Source organism: Yoonia sp. R2-816, assembly GCF_046762905.1.
Lineage (GTDB): Bacteria > Pseudomonadota > Alphaproteobacteria > Rhodobacterales > Rhodobacteraceae > Yoonia.
Window position 1 is genome coordinate 122,052 of sequence record NZ_JBKQXN010000185.1, and the last position, 18,221, is coordinate 140,272.

The 18,221-nt window shown below is 59.9% G+C and carries 19 protein-coding genes; 12 read left to right on the forward strand and 7 right to left on the reverse strand.

Annotated features, from left to right (window positions below; all coding sequences use genetic code 11):
- Positions 1 to 56 precede the first annotated feature (56 nt).
- The 6 genes from ACFWW2_RS10020 (at position 57) to ACFWW2_RS10045 (ending at position 6,711) form a co-directional block, all read left to right on the forward strand.
- Positions 57 to 1,085 (forward strand): N-acetylneuraminate synthase family protein, encoded by a 1,029-nt coding sequence (locus ACFWW2_RS10020; protein WP_393927884.1) that lies wholly within the window; start codon positions 57 to 59, stop codon positions 1,083 to 1,085.
- Positions 1,082 to 2,218, forward strand: a complete 1,137-nt coding sequence (locus ACFWW2_RS10025) for a rhamnan synthesis F family protein (protein ID WP_393927885.1) — start codon at positions 1,082 to 1,084, stop codon at positions 2,216 to 2,218. The genes ACFWW2_RS10020 and ACFWW2_RS10025 overlap by 4 nt, the downstream gene beginning before the upstream one ends.
- A gap of 3 nt (positions 2,219 to 2,221) precedes the next feature.
- Positions 2,222 to 2,968, forward strand: a complete 747-nt coding sequence (locus ACFWW2_RS10030) for a glycosyltransferase family 25 protein (RefSeq protein WP_393927886.1) — start codon at positions 2,222 to 2,224, stop codon at positions 2,966 to 2,968.
- Positions 2,969 to 3,037: 69 nt separating this feature from the next.
- Complete coding sequence (gene neuC / locus ACFWW2_RS10035) at positions 3,038 to 4,168, forward strand: UDP-N-acetylglucosamine 2-epimerase (protein WP_393927887.1); 1,131 nt, start codon at positions 3,038 to 3,040, stop codon at positions 4,166 to 4,168.
- Positions 4,155 to 5,432, forward strand: a complete 1,278-nt coding sequence (locus ACFWW2_RS10040) for a 3-deoxy-D-manno-octulosonic acid transferase (RefSeq protein WP_393927888.1) — start codon at positions 4,155 to 4,157, stop codon at positions 5,430 to 5,432. Before neuC ends, ACFWW2_RS10040 begins: the two co-directional genes overlap by 14 nt.
- A complete protein-coding gene (locus tag ACFWW2_RS10045; RefSeq protein ID WP_393927889.1) occupies positions 5,425 to 6,711 on the forward strand; it encodes a 3-deoxy-D-manno-octulosonic acid transferase in 1,287 nt (428 codons plus the stop codon). Before ACFWW2_RS10040 ends, ACFWW2_RS10045 begins: the two co-directional genes overlap by 8 nt.
- Here the strand turns inward: ACFWW2_RS10045 and modC are convergent.
- Genes modC through ACFWW2_RS10065 form a run of 4 tightly spaced genes read right to left on the reverse strand, consistent with a single transcriptional unit; the run spans position 6,708 to position 10,394 of the window.
- Positions 6,708 to 7,769: a molybdenum ABC transporter ATP-binding protein gene (modC, locus tag ACFWW2_RS10050; RefSeq protein WP_393927890.1), complete on the reverse strand. Its 1,062-nt coding sequence runs from the start codon at positions 7,767 to 7,769 to the stop codon at positions 6,708 to 6,710. The genes ACFWW2_RS10045 and modC overlap by 4 nt on opposite strands.
- A complete protein-coding gene (gene modB, locus ACFWW2_RS10055) occupies positions 7,769 to 8,461 on the reverse strand; it encodes a molybdate ABC transporter permease subunit (RefSeq protein WP_393928160.1) in 693 nt (230 codons plus the stop codon). The genes modC and modB overlap by 1 nt, the downstream gene beginning before the upstream one ends.
- Positions 8,461 to 9,198, reverse strand: a complete 738-nt coding sequence (modA, locus tag ACFWW2_RS10060) for a molybdate ABC transporter substrate-binding protein (RefSeq protein ID WP_393927891.1) — start codon at positions 9,196 to 9,198, stop codon at positions 8,461 to 8,463. The genes modB and modA overlap by 1 nt, the downstream gene beginning before the upstream one ends.
- Before the next feature lie 38 nt (positions 9,199 to 9,236).
- Positions 9,237 to 10,394, reverse strand: coding sequence for an acetoin utilization protein AcuC (locus ACFWW2_RS10065; protein ID WP_393927892.1), 1,158 nt, complete (start codon positions 10,392 to 10,394; stop codon positions 9,237 to 9,239).
- 33 nt (positions 10,395 to 10,427) lie between these two features.
- On the opposite strand from ACFWW2_RS10065, the gene ACFWW2_RS10070 reads away from it, so the two are divergent.
- The 5 genes from ACFWW2_RS10070 (at position 10,428) to ptsP (ending at position 15,631) form a co-directional block, all read left to right on the forward strand.
- Positions 10,428 to 10,901, forward strand: coding sequence for an NUDIX hydrolase (locus ACFWW2_RS10070; RefSeq protein WP_393927893.1), 474 nt, complete (start codon positions 10,428 to 10,430; stop codon positions 10,899 to 10,901).
- 63 nt (positions 10,902 to 10,964) lie between these two features.
- Positions 10,965 to 11,369 carry a DUF1178 family protein gene (locus ACFWW2_RS10075; RefSeq protein WP_393927894.1) on the forward strand — a complete coding sequence of 135 codons (405 nt, stop codon included), beginning with the start codon at positions 10,965 to 10,967 and terminating at the stop codon, positions 11,367 to 11,369.
- 22 nt (positions 11,370 to 11,391) lie between these two features.
- Positions 11,392 to 12,042, forward strand: coding sequence for an SDR family NAD(P)-dependent oxidoreductase (locus ACFWW2_RS10080; protein WP_393927895.1), 651 nt, complete (start codon positions 11,392 to 11,394; stop codon positions 12,040 to 12,042).
- 71 nt (positions 12,043 to 12,113) lie between these two features.
- The gene (locus ACFWW2_RS10085; protein ID WP_393927896.1) at positions 12,114 to 13,352 is read left to right on the forward strand and encodes an aspartate kinase; all 1,239 of its coding nucleotides are present in this window, start codon (positions 12,114 to 12,116) and stop codon (positions 13,350 to 13,352) included.
- Between the two features lie 35 nt (positions 13,353 to 13,387).
- Positions 13,388 to 15,631 (forward strand): phosphoenolpyruvate--protein phosphotransferase, encoded by a 2,244-nt coding sequence (ptsP, locus tag ACFWW2_RS10090; protein WP_393927897.1) that lies wholly within the window; start codon positions 13,388 to 13,390, stop codon positions 15,629 to 15,631.
- On the opposite strand, the gene ACFWW2_RS10095 is transcribed toward ptsP, so the two are convergent.
- Positions 15,622 to 16,425 carry an EcsC family protein gene (locus ACFWW2_RS10095; RefSeq protein WP_393927898.1) on the reverse strand — a complete coding sequence of 268 codons (804 nt, stop codon included), beginning with the start codon at positions 16,423 to 16,425 and terminating at the stop codon, positions 15,622 to 15,624. The two genes, ptsP and ACFWW2_RS10095, sit on opposite strands and share 10 nt — an antisense overlap.
- Before the next feature lie 15 nt (positions 16,426 to 16,440).
- Positions 16,441 to 16,956 carry a GNAT family N-acetyltransferase gene (locus tag ACFWW2_RS10100; RefSeq protein WP_393927899.1) on the reverse strand — a complete coding sequence of 172 codons (516 nt, stop codon included), beginning with the start codon at positions 16,954 to 16,956 and terminating at the stop codon, positions 16,441 to 16,443.
- 69 nt (positions 16,957 to 17,025) lie between these two features.
- Here ACFWW2_RS10100 and ACFWW2_RS10105 point away from each other — a divergent pair, with 69 nt between their 5' ends.
- Positions 17,026 to 17,637: a flavin reductase family protein gene (locus ACFWW2_RS10105; RefSeq protein ID WP_393927900.1), complete on the forward strand. Its 612-nt coding sequence runs from the start codon at positions 17,026 to 17,028 to the stop codon at positions 17,635 to 17,637.
- On the opposite strand, the gene ACFWW2_RS10110 is transcribed toward ACFWW2_RS10105, so the two are convergent.
- Positions 17,634 to 18,185, reverse strand: coding sequence for a hypothetical protein (locus tag ACFWW2_RS10110; RefSeq protein WP_393927901.1), 552 nt, complete (start codon positions 18,183 to 18,185; stop codon positions 17,634 to 17,636). The two genes, ACFWW2_RS10105 and ACFWW2_RS10110, sit on opposite strands and share 4 nt — an antisense overlap.
- Between the last annotated feature and the right edge of the window lie 36 nt (positions 18,186 to 18,221).

The following is an 18,221-nucleotide window of genomic DNA, read 5'->3' on the forward strand; positions in this document are numbered from 1 at the left end:
CTCCGCCGCGTCAAACCACATAGATATCCATCAACACTGGATGCAGGAGTAGCAGGATGAAAATCGCGGGACGCGAGATCGGGCCGACACACCCGCCGCTTGTCATTGCCGAGATCGGGATCAACCATGGCGGTGATCTGGATGTGGCCAAGGAGATGGTGCGTCTGGCCGCCGGTGCGGGCTGCGAAATGATCAAGCATCAAACCCACATTATCGAAGACGAGATGACCGAAGAGGCCAAATCGATCTTTCCGCCCAATGCAGATGTGTCGATCTGGGATGTCATGGCCGCCTGTGCGCTGTCGCTGGAGGATGAGGCAGAGCTGAAGCGGTACACCGAAAGCCTAGGCATGATCTGGATCTCGACCCCGTTCTCGCGGGCGGCGGCCGATTTTCTGAATGACCTTGACGTGCCTGCCTTCAAGATCGGATCGGGCGAGGCCGATAACCTGCCCTTGATCCGCCATATCGCCCGGATGGGTAAACCGGTGATCATGTCGACGGGCATGCAGAGTATCGAGACGATCCGGGCGTCGGTCGATATCCTGGATCAGGCGGGGATTGATTATGCGCTGCTGGAATGCACCAACCTGTATCCGTCGCCGCCCGAAATCGTATCGCTTCAGGGTGTGACTGACCTGAAGGCGGCGTTTCCAAACGCCGTGGTCGGGTTCTCGGACCATTCCATCGGGCCTGAAATGGCGCTGGCCTCGGTTGCGCTGGGGGCAAGCATCCTCGAGCGGCACTATACCGATACCCGCTATCGCAAGGGCCCCGATATAATCAATTCCATGGACCCGTCAGAACTGCGCCACATCATCGACCGGTCGCGCGAAATTCACACGGCGCTGATGAACCCCAAGCAACGAACAACCGCCGAAGATGATGTCTACCGCTTCGCCCGCGCGTCGGTTGTGGCTGACAAGGACTTGCCGGCGGGTCATGTCATTGGCGAAGCCGACATCTGGGCCCGCCGCCCTGGATCGGGCGAAATTGCGGGGTATGATTTTGACAAGGTGGTGGGGAAGACGCTGACGCGCGCTGTCACGCACAATACGCAGTTGAAGTGGGGCGATCTCGCGTGAGCTTCGACAAAAGAAAGCTGAAACGCGAGTTGAAGCGACCGGTCGATCAGCTTCGGGCGGCACTGCTTTACCCGTTCGAGATTTACTGGAAATACGCCCACGATCGCGACTTCCACACCAATATCAGGATGACAAATGGAGAACAGCCAGTCGACCGGAAGGTGGCTATTTATCTGATTTATCAGCCAAAAAAGCTTGCCGAGTCGACCCTGGTCACCTGTGAGCATCTGCAACGACACGGATATGCGGTTCTTTTGGTGTCGAACACGGCGCTTTCGGATGAATCCAAACAACGGCTCAAACCCGTGACATGGAAGATCATGGAAAGGCCGAATTTCGGGTATGATTTCGGGGGCTATCGTGACGGCGTGAGATTCATTCAGGACAGCGATCTGTCGCTGGATGCGATGGTGATCCTGAACGATAGCATGTGGTGGCCGGTGTTTGAAAATGACACGACGCTGGCCCGCATGGAAAGATCTCAGCACGATCTAATGGGAATGATCATCCGGCCATTTGGCAAGCGGCGAAAGGCGATGTCTGAACGCCCGCAGCACCTGCAATCCTACTTCTATTGGTTCAATGCAAAGGCCATTTCATCAAAAGCGTTTCGAGATTTCTGGGATCGTTATCTGCCGTCCAGTTTCAAGTATAATGCCATCCGTCGAGGCGAGTTGAAATTCACCGAGGCGATGAAATCCGGTGGACTGTCAATCGGAACGCTGATCCGTTTCGATGATTTTTTTGACGCGTTACGCCAAAAGCCCAGCGATTATCTGAACAAGGTACTCGGTTATGCTGCCTACAAAAATGCGGCGCAAACGGCGCAATCGCACGCATTGCAAGACGCAGCGACAAAAGATGATGTGTGGCGTGAAAATGTGTTTGAGTTCATCAATCATGTCGAAGCCACAAGCGAGTTTCATATGTCTTTTCAGGTTAACTGTATGGATTTACTAGGGCTTAATCACACCAAGCGCTCTTCAGGTGAACCAAAGGACTCGCCACACCATGTGGCCCGCGATCAGTTTCTTAAAGCGGTTGAAAATGCTGACCTTCCAAGTCCAATCCCGTTGGTCTTGGCCGAGATTGAAGAACGACACCGGATCGGTGCGCAGGCCGTGGGGCGCTAGGCGATGCGCGAGCGCCTTGATACTATTCCGATCCACCTGATCAATCTCGAACGTTCGGAGAAGCGCCGCGCAACGATGCAAAACCGCCTTGATGCCTTGGGTCTTCAGCACCACTGGTTCAGGGCGCGCGATGGGCGGGTTGATTGGGAGAAACTTGCTGACTCCGTCGATATTCCGACCTTTGAACGCAATACCGGTCGCAAGGTCATGAAAGCGGAAATCGGGACATACCATTCGCATTTGGGCGTCTGGCAGGCCTTCCTGAAAACGGACCAGGATGTGGCATTGATATTGGAAGACGACGTAGTTTTTCATGATGACTTTGTTGATGCGGTGAACGCTGCACTTGCGCAGAAGGACCGTTGGGACTTTCTCAAACTCAACAAGATAAGGGCGCAGTATCCCACACAACGCGGAGAGATCGGCTCCTACACGCTGAACGCCTATGTCGGGTCAGCAACCGGCCTTGGGGCATATCTCATCACGCGCGGGTTGGCCGAACGTCTGCTTCCCCGGATGCTTCCGATCACCCGGCCCATCGACCACGAGCTTGATCGCATCTTTGTTCACCGGTTCCGGCACTACGGGTTAGAGCCATTTCCCAGCCATGTCGATGACGGCAATGAAAGCACGATTACAGGGACCGGGTTTTCCGAAGTTCGCAAATTCCCGAAATGGAAGCGATTGCCGAACTACCTGCTGCGTTTACGCAATCTGGTCGGCAAATGGTGGTATCTTCAACGGCACTGAGCGTCGCTGCGCGTTGCACCGTAGCCCGATTGCCATTAACCCGGATGAAACAAATAAGGACAGGGTGTCGTGGCGAATTCCCGCAAACTTCTTTTCGTGACAGGAACCCGCGCTGATTTCGGCAAGCTGGAGCCGCTTGCCATCGCGGCGCGGGATGCGGGGTTCGCGGTCAGTTTCTTTGTCACCGGCATGCATATGCTGGACCGGTACGGACTGACCAAGCTGGAGGTGCATCGCACCAGCGGCGTGCAGGTGCATGAGTTTCTCAACCAGCGCGAGGGTGATCCGCAGGATATGATTCTGGCCAAGACCGTCATGGGGTTTTCGGATTTCGTGCAGGAACACACCCCTGATCTGGTCATCATCCATGGCGACCGGGTCGAGGCGCTGGCCTGCGCCCTTGTCTGCGCCACCAACTATGTCCGCTGCGCCCATATCGAAGGGGGCGAAGTGTCGGGCACGATTGATGAGATTTACCGCCATTGTAACAGCAAACTGGCGACCTATCATTTCGTGTCGTCGGAGGATGCGGCGCGCAGAGTGATGTCGCTGGGCGAAGCGGCGAGCCATATTCATGCAATCGGATCGCCAGAGCTGGATTTTCATGCCGGTCCGACCGGCGTTTCGCTGGCTGAGGTCAAGGAACGTTATGCGATCCCGTTTGATGATTACGGGATCTGTGTGTTCCACCCTGTCACGTCGGAAGCCGCCACGATGGGCGCGCAGGCGAAGGCCTTGTTTGATGCGCTGGATGCGTCGGGCCGCAGTTTCGTGCTGATCGCCCCCAATAATGATCCGGGGTCAGCGGCGATTTTTGAGCGGATCGCGCAGCTTCCGGCGGACCGGTTTCGCGTGCTGCCCTCCATGCGGTTTGCCCATTTTTCGGAACTGATGAAGAACGCATCCGCCATGATCGGCAATTCGTCGGCGGGCGTGCGCGAGGCCCCGTTCATCGGCATCCCGTCGCTTGATATTGGCACCCGCCAGACGAACAGGGCAAAGGCCCCGTCGGTGTTTTTTGCCGATGCCGAAGAGACGCAGAAGATCAGTGATTTCCTGACCGGCGAATGGGGTAAGTCTTATCCGCGCCATGATGCTTTTGGCGGGGGCAGTGCCGCGGAAAGGTTCGTGAGCATCCTGCAATCCGAGGCGTTCTGGGACGCGCCGATGCAGAAAACCTTTCACGATGCCGCGGGCTGAGATGCGGCGTGGCTGGTTGTTGCGGGCTTATCTGCTGGCCAGCCACGGCTTTTCGCTGATCGCGCCCCGCCTGCTGCGCAAACGTCTGGCGCGCGGGAAGGAGGACCCGGCGCGCTGGCGGGAGAAGCTGGGACAAGGGCTGGCGCCGCATCCGGGGCATCCGCTGATCTGGCTGCATGCGGTGGGGCTGGGCGAGGTGTTGTCGTTGCGTGGCCTGATTGCCCGTCTGGCGGAGAAACATGAAACCGCGCGGTTTCTGGTGACCTCTACCACGGCCGCGTCGGCACAGGTCTTCGCCAGAAACCTGCCGCCCTGCACGATCCACCAGTTTCTGCCGATTGACGCAACGGGTTATCGTCGCCGGTTTCTGGATCAATTTCGCCCCGATCTGGCGGTCTGGGCCGAGCAGGATATCTGGCCGGGTTTTGTCAGCGATCTGGCCGCGCGCGGTGTCCCGCAGGCCATTGTCGCGGCCCGGATGAACGAGGCATCGTTCAGGTCGCATCGGCGGGCTGCATCACTGTACCGGGATGTCTATCGGGCGATGGACATGATCACCGCGCAGGATGCCAGCACGGCGGCACATCTGACGGCGCTTGCCAGCCCTGCCACGGTTCCGGTCACCGGATCACTGAAGCCTGCCGCGCCACCGCTGGGATGTGATGCAGGCGAACTGGCCGCACTGACATCCGCGCTGGCGGGCCGGACCGTCTGGGCGGTCGCCCCGTCGCATCCCGCAGATGAAGCGATTGCCATTACAGCGCATGAGAGCCTTTGCAAATCCGATCCCGGTGCGTTGCTGATCATCGCGCCACGCTTTCCTGACAGGCGGGATGACATCGCGAAGGGATGTGATCTGGCGGTGACGTTCCGCTCTGATGGCGGCTTGCCTGCGCAAGGTGATGCGATCTGGGTGTGTGATACGTTTGGCGATCTGGGGCTGGTTTATCGGCTGTGCAAGCTGGTGCTGATTGGCGGGACGTTCAGCGGGATCGAAGGGCATAACCCGTGGGAGGCGGCAATTCTTGATGTCGCCATTGCGCATGGGCCGCGTGTGGCCAATTTTGCAGATGATTTTGCCGCTCTGGACGAGGCCGAAGCGGCTGCGGAAATCAGTGATGCGGACGATTTATTGACCCTGCTGCAATCCGACAGGATTGAAGAAATGACGCAAAACGCCCGAACCGTGATCGCGCAGGCAAGTAGCCGAACGGACCAACTGGCTGATGATCTGCTGCAATTGCTGGAGAACGGTGATGGCTGACAGGTTTCCGCCCCCGAAGCTGCGCATCGCCTTGTTGGTCTATGGCATCCTGTGGTGGGTACTGATGCCCGTGATCCTGATCTATCTTTGGAAACGCGGACGAAAGGACCCGCTTTACAGCCAGCATATTGCTGAACGCTTCGGTCGTTACCCTGATCCACGATCGGGTGCTGTGTGGGTTCATGCGGTGTCACTGGGTGAAATGCGGTCCGCCACGCCCTTGATCCGCGCCCTGCTGGCCCGGGGCGAACATGTTGTCACGACCCATTTCACCCCGGCCGGGCGGCGCGAGGCGGAGCGCGAGTTTGCCAGCGAAATCGCCGAGGGGTCGGTGCGCACGGTCTGGGTACCGTTCGAATACGGGTTTGCCTATCGCCGGTTTCTGACCCGCTTTGCCCCGCAATACGGGCTGGTGATGGAGATCGAGATCTGGCCGCGCATGATCATGGCCTGCCGCGCCGCTGGCGTGCCGCTGTTCATGTGCAATGCGCAATATCCGCTGAAGAGCTACAACAAGGACAAGGGCGGCTTGCGGGCCACGCTGCTGGCCGGTTTCGCGGGTGGTTTCGTGAAATCGCAGGCACAGAAAGACCGGTTTGCTGCCGCTGGCATGTCGAACATCCATATCACAGGTGAGTTGCGGTTTGATCAACCGGTCCCGCAGGCGAATCTGGATGCTGCGGCGCGTGTTCGCGCGGACCTGACCAACGGAAGGCGGACCTTTACCCTGACTAGCGTCGTCGAGGGTGAGGATCAGGTGTACATTGATATGATCCGGCAAAGCCGCGATGCCTGTTTCATCTATGTCCCCCGTGCGCCGGAACGGTTTGACGAGGTGGCGGGGATGCTGCGCGATGCGGGTATCCGATTTGCCCGCAGGTCCGAATTTCTGGATGCCGATCTGTCACCTGCCGGTCCGCTGCCTGATGTTGACGTCTTGCTGGGCGACAGTATGGGCGAGATGTATTTCTATCTGGGCCTTTGCGACCGGGCCATTGTGGGTGGCGGTTTTGTCACCAAGGGTGCGCATAACGTGATTGAGCCGCTGGCGCTGAAAAAGCCGGTAATTGTCGGGCCGCATATCTGGACAATCGAATATCCCGCGACAGAGGCGATTGCGGCGGGGGTCTGTCAGCTTGTCCAGACACCGGCGGAATTGCATCGGGCCGTCAACGACCCGGTTCCGGTCACCGAAGATCAGATCACGGCGTTTTATGATGATCATGCGGGCGGGGTCGCGCGGACGCTGGAAGCCATCGCGCAGGCCTTGCCGCGTTAGCCGCCGATATCTTCCGGGCCGACGGCGGTTGCCTTGATGATGGCGAAGATCTGCTGGCCTTCCGCCAGTTCCATCAGTTTGGCGCTTCTGCGGGTCACGCGGGCCAGCAACTGGTCATTGCCCGCCCGCAGGCCGACTGCCACACCCGGACCGCGCCCCTGTTCGATGGCTGTGATCGTCACGGGCAGCACGTTCAGCGCGCTGATGCCTTTGGGCGCCTCCCGCGCGAGGATCACGTCCTGCGCGGGGATCCGCAGCCGCACCTTTTGGCCCAACCGCCCCAGATTGCCGGGCAGTACGATGCGCCCGCCGGAGAAGGCGACCTCGGTCAGGCCGTCATCCAGCAGACGCCCGGCGACCTTGGCGATGATGACCGAACCGGCGTCGCGAACGCCAAGTAGCGGCACAGCATCGGGGCGTGCCAGAACATCGCCTGCCGGGCCGGATGCGACGACGGTTCCGCCTTCAAGCACGACAAGGGTGCTGGCAAGCCGCGCGACCTCTGACATGTCGTGGCTGACATAGAGGATCGGTATCTGCACCTCGTCCCGCAGCCGTTCGATATAGGGCAGGATTTCGGCCTTGCGTGGTGCGTCGAGTGCCGCAAGCGGTTCGTCCATCAGCAGTATCTGCGGATCGGACATCAGGGCGCGGCCAAGTGCCACCCGCTGGCGTTCGCCGCCCGACAGACCCGCCGGGCGCCGTTGCAACAGATCACCCAGCCCCAGCACCTCGATCACCCGCGCCGCATCGTGGTCGCCACCATAGGTCAGATTGCGTTGTACGTTCATGTGCGGAAACAGCCGCGCATCCTGGAAGACATAGCCCACACGGCGCTTTTGCGGGGCCAGGTTTTGCCGGGTCTGGCTGTCGAACAAAACCTGATCACCGACGGCGATCCGCCCTGCGTCTGGTCGCAGCAAGCCCGCCACGGCGTTGACCAAGGATGTCTTGCCCGACCCTGACCGCCCGAATATCGCGGTCACGCCTGCGGGTGCTGTGACATCCACATCAAGGGTGAAATCACCCAGCCGCCTTGTGATTCTCACCTGCAGCATCAGCGCCCCACCTGCCGGGCCATGCGCCGCGCCAGCCATTCGGATATCAGCAGTGCGCCCATGGCCAGAATGACCGAGACGACGACGAGGCCGACCACCGCCGGTTCACCGCCGGGTACCTGCAGCAGCCCGTAGATGGCCGATGGAATGGTTTGCGTTTGGCCGGGGATGGCGGCGACAAATGTGATTGTCGCACCAAACTCGCCCAGCGCCTTGGCAAAACCGAGGATGGCGCCGGCCAGAACACCCGGCAGGATCAGGGGCAAGGTGACCGTGCTGAATATCCGCCAGCGTGAGGCACCGAGGGTTGATGCGGCTTCTTCCAGCCCTTGGTCGACAGCCTCGATCGCGAGCCGGATCGCGCGGACCATCAGGGGGAAGGCCATGATTGCGGCGGCGAGCGCGGCCCCGGTCCAGCGGAATGCCAGCGTGATCCCGAATGTATCATTGAGGAACCCGCCAATAGGGCCGGTCTGACCGAACAGAACCAGCAGCAGGTAGCCGGTCACCACAGGCGGCAGAACCAGCGGCATATGGACCAGCCCGTTCAGTAATTGCCGACCCGGAAACTGCTTGCGCGCCAGCGGATAGGCCACAGCAACCGCTACGGGTAGCGCGCAGATCGTGGCGACCACGGCCACCCGCAGGGACAGCCAGATCGCGGTCCATTCCGCTGGCCCGAGGCTTTCCATCATTGCGTCAGGTCCTGTGGCGGCAGAAATCCGGCGGCGGCGAAATGCGCGCGTCCGGCGGGCGAGGACATATAGGCCAGAAACGCCCCTGCGTCTGCCTTGTCCGATGTCACGGCCCCGAGATAGCGGATGGGCGGGTGGCTGTCGGCGGGAAAGGTCGCCACGATGCGGACCGCGTCGCTGACCCTAGCGTCGGTGGCGTAGACGATGCCCAGCGGTGTCTGTCCGCGGATCACCAGTGTCAGGGCAGCGCGGACGTTGTCGGTTTCGGCCAGCCTGTAAGCGAAGGCGGGCCAGAGGTTGAGCGATGTCAGGGCGGCCTTGGCATAGATTCCCGCAGGGACCGCGTTTGTCAGGCCAACGGCGATGCGGCCGTCCCTCAAGGCGGTGCCGATACCGGGCTCGGTCAGCGGTACGTCTGGTGCGTCGGCAGCACCTATCAACACCAGACGGTTGCTGGCCAGATCGACGATCCCGTCCGCACTGATCCGTCCGGATGTGACAAGTGCCTGCATCCATTCATCATTGGCCAGCACAACGACATCCGCCGGTGCACCCAAGGTTAGTTGACGCGCCAGCGTGCCGCTGCCGCCGTAAGACAGAGTGACGTCACCGAAATCTGCGGCCATCGCATCCAGTGGTTCTCTCAGGCTTGCGGCTGCAAAAACCACGACCTCCGCGTTGGTGGCGGTCGCTAATATCAGCCAGAAAACAAAAGTGAAAATGCGCGCCTTCATGCGGCGACTATCCGGCGGTTAGGCGGGCATGGCAAGGGTCAGACCCATGCCCTTGCGCGTGCAATCAGGGCATCGGCGCGTTGCCGCACATCCGCATCAATCGGACCGTTATGCGGCACATCCCGCAAGGTCGTGATCCAGTGCGGCTGCGGCTGGCGCGCCCGCTTCGGGCCATCCCAACGCAAGGCGCGCAACACATCCTGTGCAGCGTCTGGCAGTGTGTCGGGGATCTCGGCGCCGGTCAGGGTGGCCCAGACGCCGGTCCAGAGCCTGCCGACAGACCAGGGATTATAGCCACCGCCACCCAGCACCAGATAGCGCGAGGTGAGCGTGCCCAGCGCCGCGACAATCGCCCAGTGGGCGTTGTTGGACAGGGTCAGGCGCGATTGCGGGTCCTCGGCCACCGCATCGGCCCCGCATTGCAGCACGATGGCGTCGGGCCGAAAGCCTGCGACCAGCGGCAGGATCACCTGATCGCGGATCAGCGCCATGTCATCATCGTGCAGGCCGGGCGGGACCGGCAGGTTATAGACTTGGCCCGCGCCGCGATCCGTCAGCGCGCCGGTGCGCGGCCACCTGTTCTGCTCATGCACGGAAATCAGCAGCGTGTCGGGATCATCGGCAAAGGCATGTTCCACCCCGTCCGGGTGATGCGCGTCGATATCGACATAGGCGATGCGGCGCGCGCCATTGCGGCGCAAGGACTGAATCGCAAGCACCGGATCGTTCAGATAACAAAACCCGTTCGCCCGGTCGGGCAGCCCGTGATGGGTGCCGCCCGCCGGGGTATAGATGACACCGCCCTTGGCGAGCAGTTCACCGGCCAGCATAGCCGCACCGGCTGAGGTGGCGGGACGGCGATACATCTCTGCAAAGATAGGGTTGGATGGTGTGCCGAGTCCGTGCCTTTCGCGGACATGATCGGTCACGGCTTGCGCGTCTTCAGCGGCCTGCAGGGCGACGACATATTCCGGCGTGTGAAACCCATGCAACGCAATAGGCTTGGCACGGGGGCTGTTGATGAACTGCGCAGGCGGCAACCACCCCATCGCGCGGGCCAGATCCATGACCGTCGACACACGTGGGACGCGCAGTGGGTGCCACGCGCCATAGCTCGAATGGCGGTAGATCTCGGACCCGATAAATCGCGGCAAGGGGGTTGCCGGGCCTCGTGACGCGTGAATAACTGCAGACATGTCAGGGATGTAACCCAATTTACGATCGGAACCATGGCGAAATCACCTGCACAACAGCTTCCCCTCAAATTTCGGACCGGGCGGAAAACCGATGTGCGGGCGCAGTTTGCGGCACTTTGCTGGCGGATCAAGAACGATCAGTTGCAGATCTGCCTTGTGACCAGTCGCAACAGCCAGCGCTGGATCCTGCCGAAGGGCTGGCCGATGCACAAACAGACACCGGCCCTGGCCGCCGCGACCGAAGCAATGGAAGAGGCCGGGGTCAGCGGCGATGCTATTGATCACTGTGTCGGGGTCTATACCTATAGCAAGCCGCTCAAGGTTGACGGGGCGCCGATTGTCGTGATGGTCTATCCTGTGCATGTCCTTCACGTTCACAGCAAGTGGCCGGAAAAACACCAGCGGCGGCGCAAGTGGTTCAGCGCGAAAAAGGCGGCAAAAAAGCTGTCGGAACCCCAGCTGAAACACATCGTCGCCACCTTTGCCCCGCATAAGCTGCGTAAGTAGGCAAAACTTGCATGGGTCGCGAAAACCCCTATTTAACGGTCCAGATGTACAGGTACTAAGGCCATGATCCGTTTTCACCTCAAATGTGACCAGAACCATGCCTTTGAAAGCTGGTTTCAGTCCGGCGCCGCGTTCGACAAGCTGGTGGCAGCAGGTATGATCAATTGCACCTCCTGCGGATCAACAGCGGTGACGAAATCCGTCATGGCACCGTCGGTCAGCACATCGTCGGACATCACGGTGCCCAAAAAAGCTGAGACCGCTTTGGCCGAGCTTCGCAAGCAGGTCGAGGCGAATTCCGACTATGTCGGCACCTCTTTTGCGAAAGAGGCGCGTGATATGCATGATGGTATCGTGCCGGAACGACCCATCTATGGTGAGGCCAAGCTGGACGATGCCAAGAAACTGGTTGATGACGGTATTCCCGTCATGCCGCTGCCATTCGTGCCGCGCAAGAAAACGAACTGATCCCAGACAAGGGGAAGCATAGATGACGATCCTGATTACCGGGGCCAGTCGTGGCATCGGCAAGGCCCTGTTCGATGGTTATGCTGACGCGGGCGCAACTGTTATCGGCACGCACCGGCAACCGGATGCAGGGGCGATGCGTGAACTGGATGTGGCCGACCCTGCGTCGCATGCCCGGCTTGCCACGTTGCTGGCAGACACCGCGATTGACCTGCTGATTTGCAATGCGGGCATTTACCCCGACAAGGGCCAATCATTGAATGGCGGATATCCCGCTGACATGTGGGCGCAGGGATTTGCAACGAATGTCACGGGTGTGTTTCTGGCGATCCAGCACCTGTTGCCGCATCTGCGTCGCGCGGGTAACGCCAAAATCGCCATCATTTCCTCGCAGATGGCATCGCATACGCACGCGCCGGGTGGCAGCTATATCTATCGCGCCAGCAAGGCGGCGGCGCTGAACCTTGGCCGGAACCTTGCCGCTGATCTGGCGCCGGAGGGTATTAGCGTTGGCATCTATCACCCCGGTTGGGTGCGCACGGATATGGGCGGTTCAGCCGCTGCGATCAGCACAGAGCAAAGCGCGCGCGGGTTGATAGACCGTTTCGCCGCACTTGGCCCCGAAACGGCTGGCTGTTTCGAAACCTGGGACGGTCAGGCGCACCCCTACTAACCGATTGCCCTTCGCCCCCGGCCTCTTTAAAGGGAACGCCGACCAAGTACCTCGTTTCCTTAGGAAGACTGATGCCGACGCTTGTGATGAAATTTGGGGGCACGTCCGTTGCCAATCTCGACCGGATCGCACGCGCGGCAAAGCGTGTGGCCGTTGAGGTGGCCAACGGGTATGACGTGATCGTCATCGTCTCGGCCATGTCGGGCAAGACCAACGAGTTGGTGGGCTGGGTCGAGGAAACATCGCCGCTTTATGACGCTCGCGAATATGATGCGATCGTGTCGTCGGGTGAAAACGTGACCGCCGGATTGATGGCGCTGCGGCTGCAGGAGATGGATATCCCGGCGCGGAGTTGGCAGGGCTGGCAGGTGCCGGTCATGACCACATCCGCCCATTCCAGCGCCCGGATCGAGGATATCCCGACGGACAATATCACCGCCAAATTCGGTGAAGGTATGAAGGTCGCCGTTGTCGCGGGCTTTCAGGGGATCAGCCCCGAAGGCCGGATAACAACGCTGGGGCGGGGTGGGTCTGACACGACCGCAGTAGCCTTTGCTGCCGCCTTTGGTGCCGAACGCTGTGATATCTACACTGATGTGGATGGCGTTTATACCACGGACCCGCGCATCGCATCGAAGGCGCGCAAGCTGGACCGGATTGCGTTTGAGGAAATGCTGGAACTGGCGTCCCTTGGCGCAAAGGTCCTGCAGACCCGGTCGGTTGAACTGGCGATGCGCTACAAGGTGCGCCTGCGGGTGCTGTCATCATTCGAAGAACCATCGGACAGCGCCGGAACGCTTGTCTGCGATGAGGAGGAAATCATGGAATCCAACGTTGTCGCCGGTGTCGCCTATTCCCGTGATGAGGCCAAGATGACCCTGATCTCGGTCGCGGACCGGCCCGGCATTGCCGCCGCGATCTTTGGCCCGCTGTCAGATGCGGGGGTCAATGTGGACATGATCGTGCAGAATATCTCGGAAGAGGGACGCACGGATATGACGTTTTCCTGCCCCACCGATCAGGTGCTGCGCGCTGAAAAAGCCATGCAGGAAGCGAAAGCAAGTGGCGAGATCAACTTTCATGATCTGGTCGCCGATGAAGGCGTTGCCAAGGTTTCCGTTGTGGGCATCGGCATGCGCAGCCATACGGGTGTCGCCGCCAAGATGTTCAAGGTACTCTCGGCTGAGGGTATCAACATCAAGGTGATTACAACCTCCGAGATAAAAATTTCCGTCCTGATTGACAGAAAATACATGGAACTTGCTGTGCAAGCCCTTCATGATGCTTTCGAATTGGAAAAGGCAGGCTAACCCGTCTCACAGGGTGGTCTGCTCAAAGGGGGCTTATGCCACATCGGTTGGAAACGGAAAGCCGCAAGCTGCTTGGCCGCTTGCGCGAGGCGTTGGCAGCGGACAACGAGGGTCAGGCGCGGCTTGATTCGGTTGTGAACCTGATCGCCAATTCGATGCAGACCGAGGTTTGTTCGATCTACCTGTTTCGCGATACCGAAACGCTGGAGCTGTGCGCCACAAAAGGATTGGAACGCGAGGCGGTTCACCAGACACGGATGCGATTGGGCGAGGGCCTTGTAGGCCGCACAGCCAAAAGCCGCAGTGTGATCAACACCGCGGACGCCCCCGCCGAAAAAGGGTTCCGCTATATGCCGGAAACCGGCGAGGAACGGTTTTCGTCGTTCTGCGGCGTACCGATCCAGCGCCTAGGGGATGTGCTTGGCGTGCTGGTGGTCCAATCAAAGGCCGCGCGCAAGTTTACCCCTGATGAGGTCTATGCCCTCGAAATTGTCGCCATGGTCATCGCTGAAATGACCGAACTTGGCGCGTTTGTTGGCGAAGGGGCTGCCTTGTCCGCCCGTCACCAGCAGCCCGTGATGCTGCGTGGCTCTGTCGCGCAGGAAGGGGCCAGCGAGGGCAAGGTGTTCCTGCATGAACCCCGTGTCGTGGTCACAAACCCGATTTCGGACGATCCTGAAAAGGAGAATGACCGGCTTTATGCCGCGATTGAGGAACTGCGCAAGGCGGTCGACAATATGCTCGTCGGGGCCCGGTCGGCGGACACGGATCAGATTCAGGTTCTTGAAGCGTATCGCATGTTTGCCAATTCAGACGGCTGGCTGCGCCGCATGAAGGCCGATGTCGAAAACGGGTTGTCCGCCGAAGCTGCCGTTGAAAAGGAACAGTCGCTGGCCCGCGCCCGGCTGTCGAAATCCGCTGACCCTTACATGCGCGAGCGCCTGCATGACCTTGATGACCTGTCCAACCGTCTGTTGCGGATCCTCACCGGTCAGGGGGCCGACGCCAAGGCCGATATGCCCGACAACCCGATCCTCGTGGCGCGCAATATCGGCCCCGGCGAATTGCTGGAATACGGCAAAAAGCTGAAAGGCATCGTGCTTGAAGAAGGCTCTGTCGGGAGCCATGCGACCATTGTTGCCCGCGCTTGGGCGATCCCGCTGGTCATCAATGCCAAGGGGGTTGTCCGCGAGGCGCTGAACGGTGACCCGATCCTTGTGGACGGCGAACAGGGCATCGCCCATTTGCGACCTGACGATACCGTTCATGCTGCGTTTCGTGACAAACTGGCGATGCAGACCCGCGCGCAGGAACGCTATGCCTCGATCCGTGATCTGCCTGCGGAAACCAAATGTGGTAATGTCATATCGCTGCAGATGAATGCTGGCCTGATTGCTGATCTGCCGTCGCTGGCTGGGTCGGGTGCTGAAGGGGTTGGCTTGTTCCGCACAGAACTGCAATTCCTGATCCGCAACCAGATGCCCAAGCGGGCCGAGCTTTCCGCGCTTTATTCGCGTGTCGTGAATGCCGCCGCGGGCAAGCGTGTGGCGTTCCGGACACTGGATATCGGGTCGGACAAGGTTCTGCCCTATATGAAGCCCAATGATGAACCGAACCCGGCCATGGGCTGGCGTGCGATACGGGTGGGCCTCGACAAACCGGGTGTCTTGCGCATGCAATTGCAGGCCTTGCTGCGGGCCGCGAATGGCGGACCACTTGCTGTGATGTTCCCGTTCATTACCCAGATCCGGGAATTCCGCGATGCCAAGGCCGAGATGGACAAAGCCATCGCAAGGGAAAAAATTCTGGGGCACCCCCTGCCGTCCAGTCTGGAAGTGGGGGCCATGCTGGAAACGCCATCGCTGGCCTTTGCGCCCGATGCTTTCTTTGATGAGGTGGATTTCGTCTCGATCGGTGGCAATGACCTGAAACAGTTCTTCTTTGCCGCAGACCGCGAAAATGAACGGGTGCGCAAGCGTTATGACACACTTGATGTCAGTTTCCTGTCTTTCATCGAGCGGGTGATCAAGCGCTGCGAGGTCCACAATACGCCGCTTTCCTTCTGCGGCGAGGATGCCGGTCGCCCGGTCGAGGCACTGTGCTTTGCCGCGCTTGGCCTGCGCAGCCTATCGATGCGCCCTGCCTCCATCGGACCGGTCAAACACCTCTTGCGCCGGGTCGATCTGTCAGAGGTCAAAGCCGTGATGGACGACGCCATTGCCAATGGCGATCAATCCGTGCGGCGGGCCGTGGCCGATTGGCTGGTCTATCAGGTCTGAGGCAGATCAGCAGCGGCGAGGACGCGGTGAAATTCGTCAATCACCGCTTTCTCATCATGATTGCGCACCATCTGGCGCAAACCGAAATGCACATGGGCAATCGAGACATAGTAATCGAGAAAGGCGTAATTTGTGCCAGCACCCGCAGCGGCGCCCAGAACCGGCACCGTCTGAGTGGCGAGCTTTTGCGATAGCACTGCCGCGAATTTCGGGGCCACCTTGCTGATCAGCTTGTTCACTGCCACGCCCGAAAGGCTCAACCGCGCGCCGACAAAAGACGTATCGACCCCGTCATCATCTGACCCGGGGCCACCGGCCCCAAAGACGGCCAGGCATTCCAAGCGCGTCTCTTCTGACAGTGGGTCTTCGCCGTATTCCGCAGCCACGCTTTGAACCGCACGGAAAATCAGCGTTGTGGCCACGGGCAGCTCCGCAATCGCTGTGGGCAAGCCGCCAAAACCACCGACCGCACCCGATACCGTGCCCATGACCTTATGCGCGCGATCCGACGCGATCCTTTGCCCCATCCCATCGCGCGACTTCGCGGCCACGTCATAGCTTTGACGCAGGGCCTTGCGCGCCACTTCGTTCAATTGCAGCCGGACCTTTTGAGGCAGCAGTTTCAGGCCATCCTCGACCTGCCCACCAACAAAGTTGACGGCCTGCATAAGGACGCCCTTGGCCTTGCGTTGCCTGCGGGCAATTTCGGCAATCTGCTCGCGGGCCTCTGCTGACAGGGCGCGTGATGCTTCGGGTTTATCGTTTTTTTCGACAATAATATCAGGTTCGCTCATTTCCCTAAGATGGGGTCAGCCTGTCGAATTGCAATCACTGGCCTTGCAAACCGGGCCGCGTACCCCGTCCCACGCCGCGTCTTTCAGTGCCAGACCCAGCACCCGGTCCGGGTTGGTGGGGGGTGGCATTTTGACACCGTGAAGCCGCTGAAACCCGAAACGCTGATAATAAGGCGCGTCACCCACCAGCAACACGCGCGGCCAGCCCAGATCACTGGCAGCTTCTATGATCTTGTAGATCAGCAAGGCCGCGATCCCTTCGCCTTGGCGCGTTGGGTGGACGGCGATGGGACCCAGCAGAATGGTCGCCTGATTGGCCACCTTCACAGGCCAGCAGCGGACCACCCCGGCCAGCACATAGTCGGGATCACGCGCCGTCCAACAGAGTTCCGCAATGGGCGGCACGTCCTCGCGCAGCCGATAGGACGACAATGCGGTCCGCCCCGGCGCAAAGCACAGGTCATAAAGCGCCTCGACCTCCCACCAGTCATCTGGCGTTTCCCTGGCCAATTGGATGGATATTCGCTGCATTTATCTTTCGTCTGGCCAAGGGCTTGGCGCCACGCTACCCCTTGGCAAACCTGACGAAAAGGCTGCTTGATGTTTTACAAACCCGAAAATGGTCACGGATTGCCGCATAACCCGTTCAACGCTGTCGTCTCGCCCCGCCCGATTGGCTGGATTGCGACGCGCGGCGCAGACGGGCAGGACAATCTGGCCCCCTATTCATTCTTCAACGCGGTAGCCTACGTTCCCCCGCAGGTGATGTTTGCCTCAACCAGTGCGAAGCCTGACAGGGGTGATACCAAGGATAGTGTGGCCAACATCCGCGATACGGGTGTGTTTGCGGTCAACATCGTCGAATACGCCGCCCGCGAGATCATGAACCAGACCTCAGGCCCGTGGGAGCGTGAGACGGATGAATTTGCGCTGGCCGGCGTCGAAAAGGCAGAGTGTGAGACGATCAACTGCCCGCGCGTGGCGAACACCCCCGCGACGCTGGAATGCAAGCTGACGCAGATCGTGCAGCTGCCGGGTGAGGCAAATTTTGCCGTGTTTGGTGAGGTCACAGGCGTGCATCTGCGCGATGATTGCATTGTCGATGGCAAGTTTGACGTGACGACATACAACCCTCTCACCCGCCTTGGCTACCGCGATTACTCGGTCATCCGCGAGGTTTTCAGCCTAAACCGCCCCGATGACAGGCCCTAGTCACTGAACTGAAAATTCAGCCGTGCATCACCGCGATAATTGGTGGGCCGGTCGGGGTTGCGAAATGGGCTGCCACCAGGCGACGCCTCGTGCTGCAGGAAGCTGTTAAAGACGATTGCAATACTCATCAACACACCAGTACCCTGCATGCCGGTGCGTTCCATGGCTGGCTGGATGCGATTGAGGATATGCCAAGCCGGGTTTGCCATGCGGTTGGTCAAGCGAAAACTGCGATGTGCTGAATCGTCCACCCACATCAAATTGCTACTGCGAAACGAAAACGACAGAATGATATCACCGCCTGCCTGCATCGTCGTACAGGCATCGCGGAAATGGTGAAGCTGTTGAATATCGCTCATCGCGGTCAATGCGCGCTCGAGCCCGGATGTATTCACCTCGGCATCTGCGGCTGCAATTGCCGCGTGCGCCCGACTGGGTGCTGTCATGACGCTGGCCATATTTGCCATCTCGAAAACCTCGCCGACGCTGATACTTGTGCGCCGATACTCAAAACCACCGCTTCCCACGGCAAACAGGCGAATAGGCATATAAAGATCCTTTTTACTAATGCCGCGATATTAGCA

Bases quoted from the DNA above. Each gene is read 5' to 3' on its own strand.
- ACFWW2_RS10110 (WP_393927901.1), bottom strand. From the start codon at position 18,185: ATGCCTATTCGCCTGTTTGCCGTGGGAAGCGGTGGTTTTGAGTATCGG.
- ACFWW2_RS10080 (WP_393927895.1), top strand. From the start codon at position 11,392: ATGACGATCCTGATTACCGGGGCCAGTCGTGGCATCGGCAAGGCCCTG.
- ACFWW2_RS10100 (WP_393927899.1), bottom strand. From the start codon at position 16,956: ATGCAGCGAATATCCATCCAATTGGCCAGGGAAACGCCAGATGACTGG.
- ACFWW2_RS10095 (WP_393927898.1), bottom strand. From the start codon at position 16,425: ATGAGCGAACCTGATATTATTGTCGAAAAAAACGATAAACCCGAAGCA.
- ACFWW2_RS10045 (WP_393927889.1), top strand. From the start codon at position 5,425: ATGGCTGACAGGTTTCCGCCCCCGAAGCTGCGCATCGCCTTGTTGGTC.
- modB (WP_393928160.1), bottom strand. From the start codon at position 8,461: ATGGAAAGCCTCGGGCCAGCGGAATGGACCGCGATCTGGCTGTCCCTG.
- ACFWW2_RS10065 (WP_393927892.1), bottom strand. From the start codon at position 10,394: ATGTCTGCAGTTATTCACGCGTCACGAGGCCCGGCAACCCCCTTGCCG.
- ACFWW2_RS10105 (WP_393927900.1), top strand. From the start codon at position 17,026: ATGTTTTACAAACCCGAAAATGGTCACGGATTGCCGCATAACCCGTTC.
- ACFWW2_RS10030 (WP_393927886.1), top strand. From the start codon at position 2,222: ATGCGCGAGCGCCTTGATACTATTCCGATCCACCTGATCAATCTCGAA.
- modA (WP_393927891.1), bottom strand. From the start codon at position 9,198: ATGAAGGCGCGCATTTTCACTTTTGTTTTCTGGCTGATATTAGCGACC.
- ACFWW2_RS10085 (WP_393927896.1), top strand. From the start codon at position 12,114: ATGCCGACGCTTGTGATGAAATTTGGGGGCACGTCCGTTGCCAATCTC.
- ACFWW2_RS10075 (WP_393927894.1), top strand. From the start codon at position 10,965: ATGATCCGTTTTCACCTCAAATGTGACCAGAACCATGCCTTTGAAAGC.
- ACFWW2_RS10040 (WP_393927888.1), top strand. From the start codon at position 4,155: ATGCCGCGGGCTGAGATGCGGCGTGGCTGGTTGTTGCGGGCTTATCTG.
- ACFWW2_RS10020 (WP_393927884.1), top strand. From the start codon at position 57: ATGAAAATCGCGGGACGCGAGATCGGGCCGACACACCCGCCGCTTGTC.
- ptsP (WP_393927897.1), top strand. From the start codon at position 13,388: ATGCCACATCGGTTGGAAACGGAAAGCCGCAAGCTGCTTGGCCGCTTG.
- modC (WP_393927890.1), bottom strand. From the start codon at position 7,769: ATGCTGCAGGTGAGAATCACAAGGCGGCTGGGTGATTTCACCCTTGAT.
- ACFWW2_RS10070 (WP_393927893.1), top strand. From the start codon at position 10,428: ATGGCGAAATCACCTGCACAACAGCTTCCCCTCAAATTTCGGACCGGG.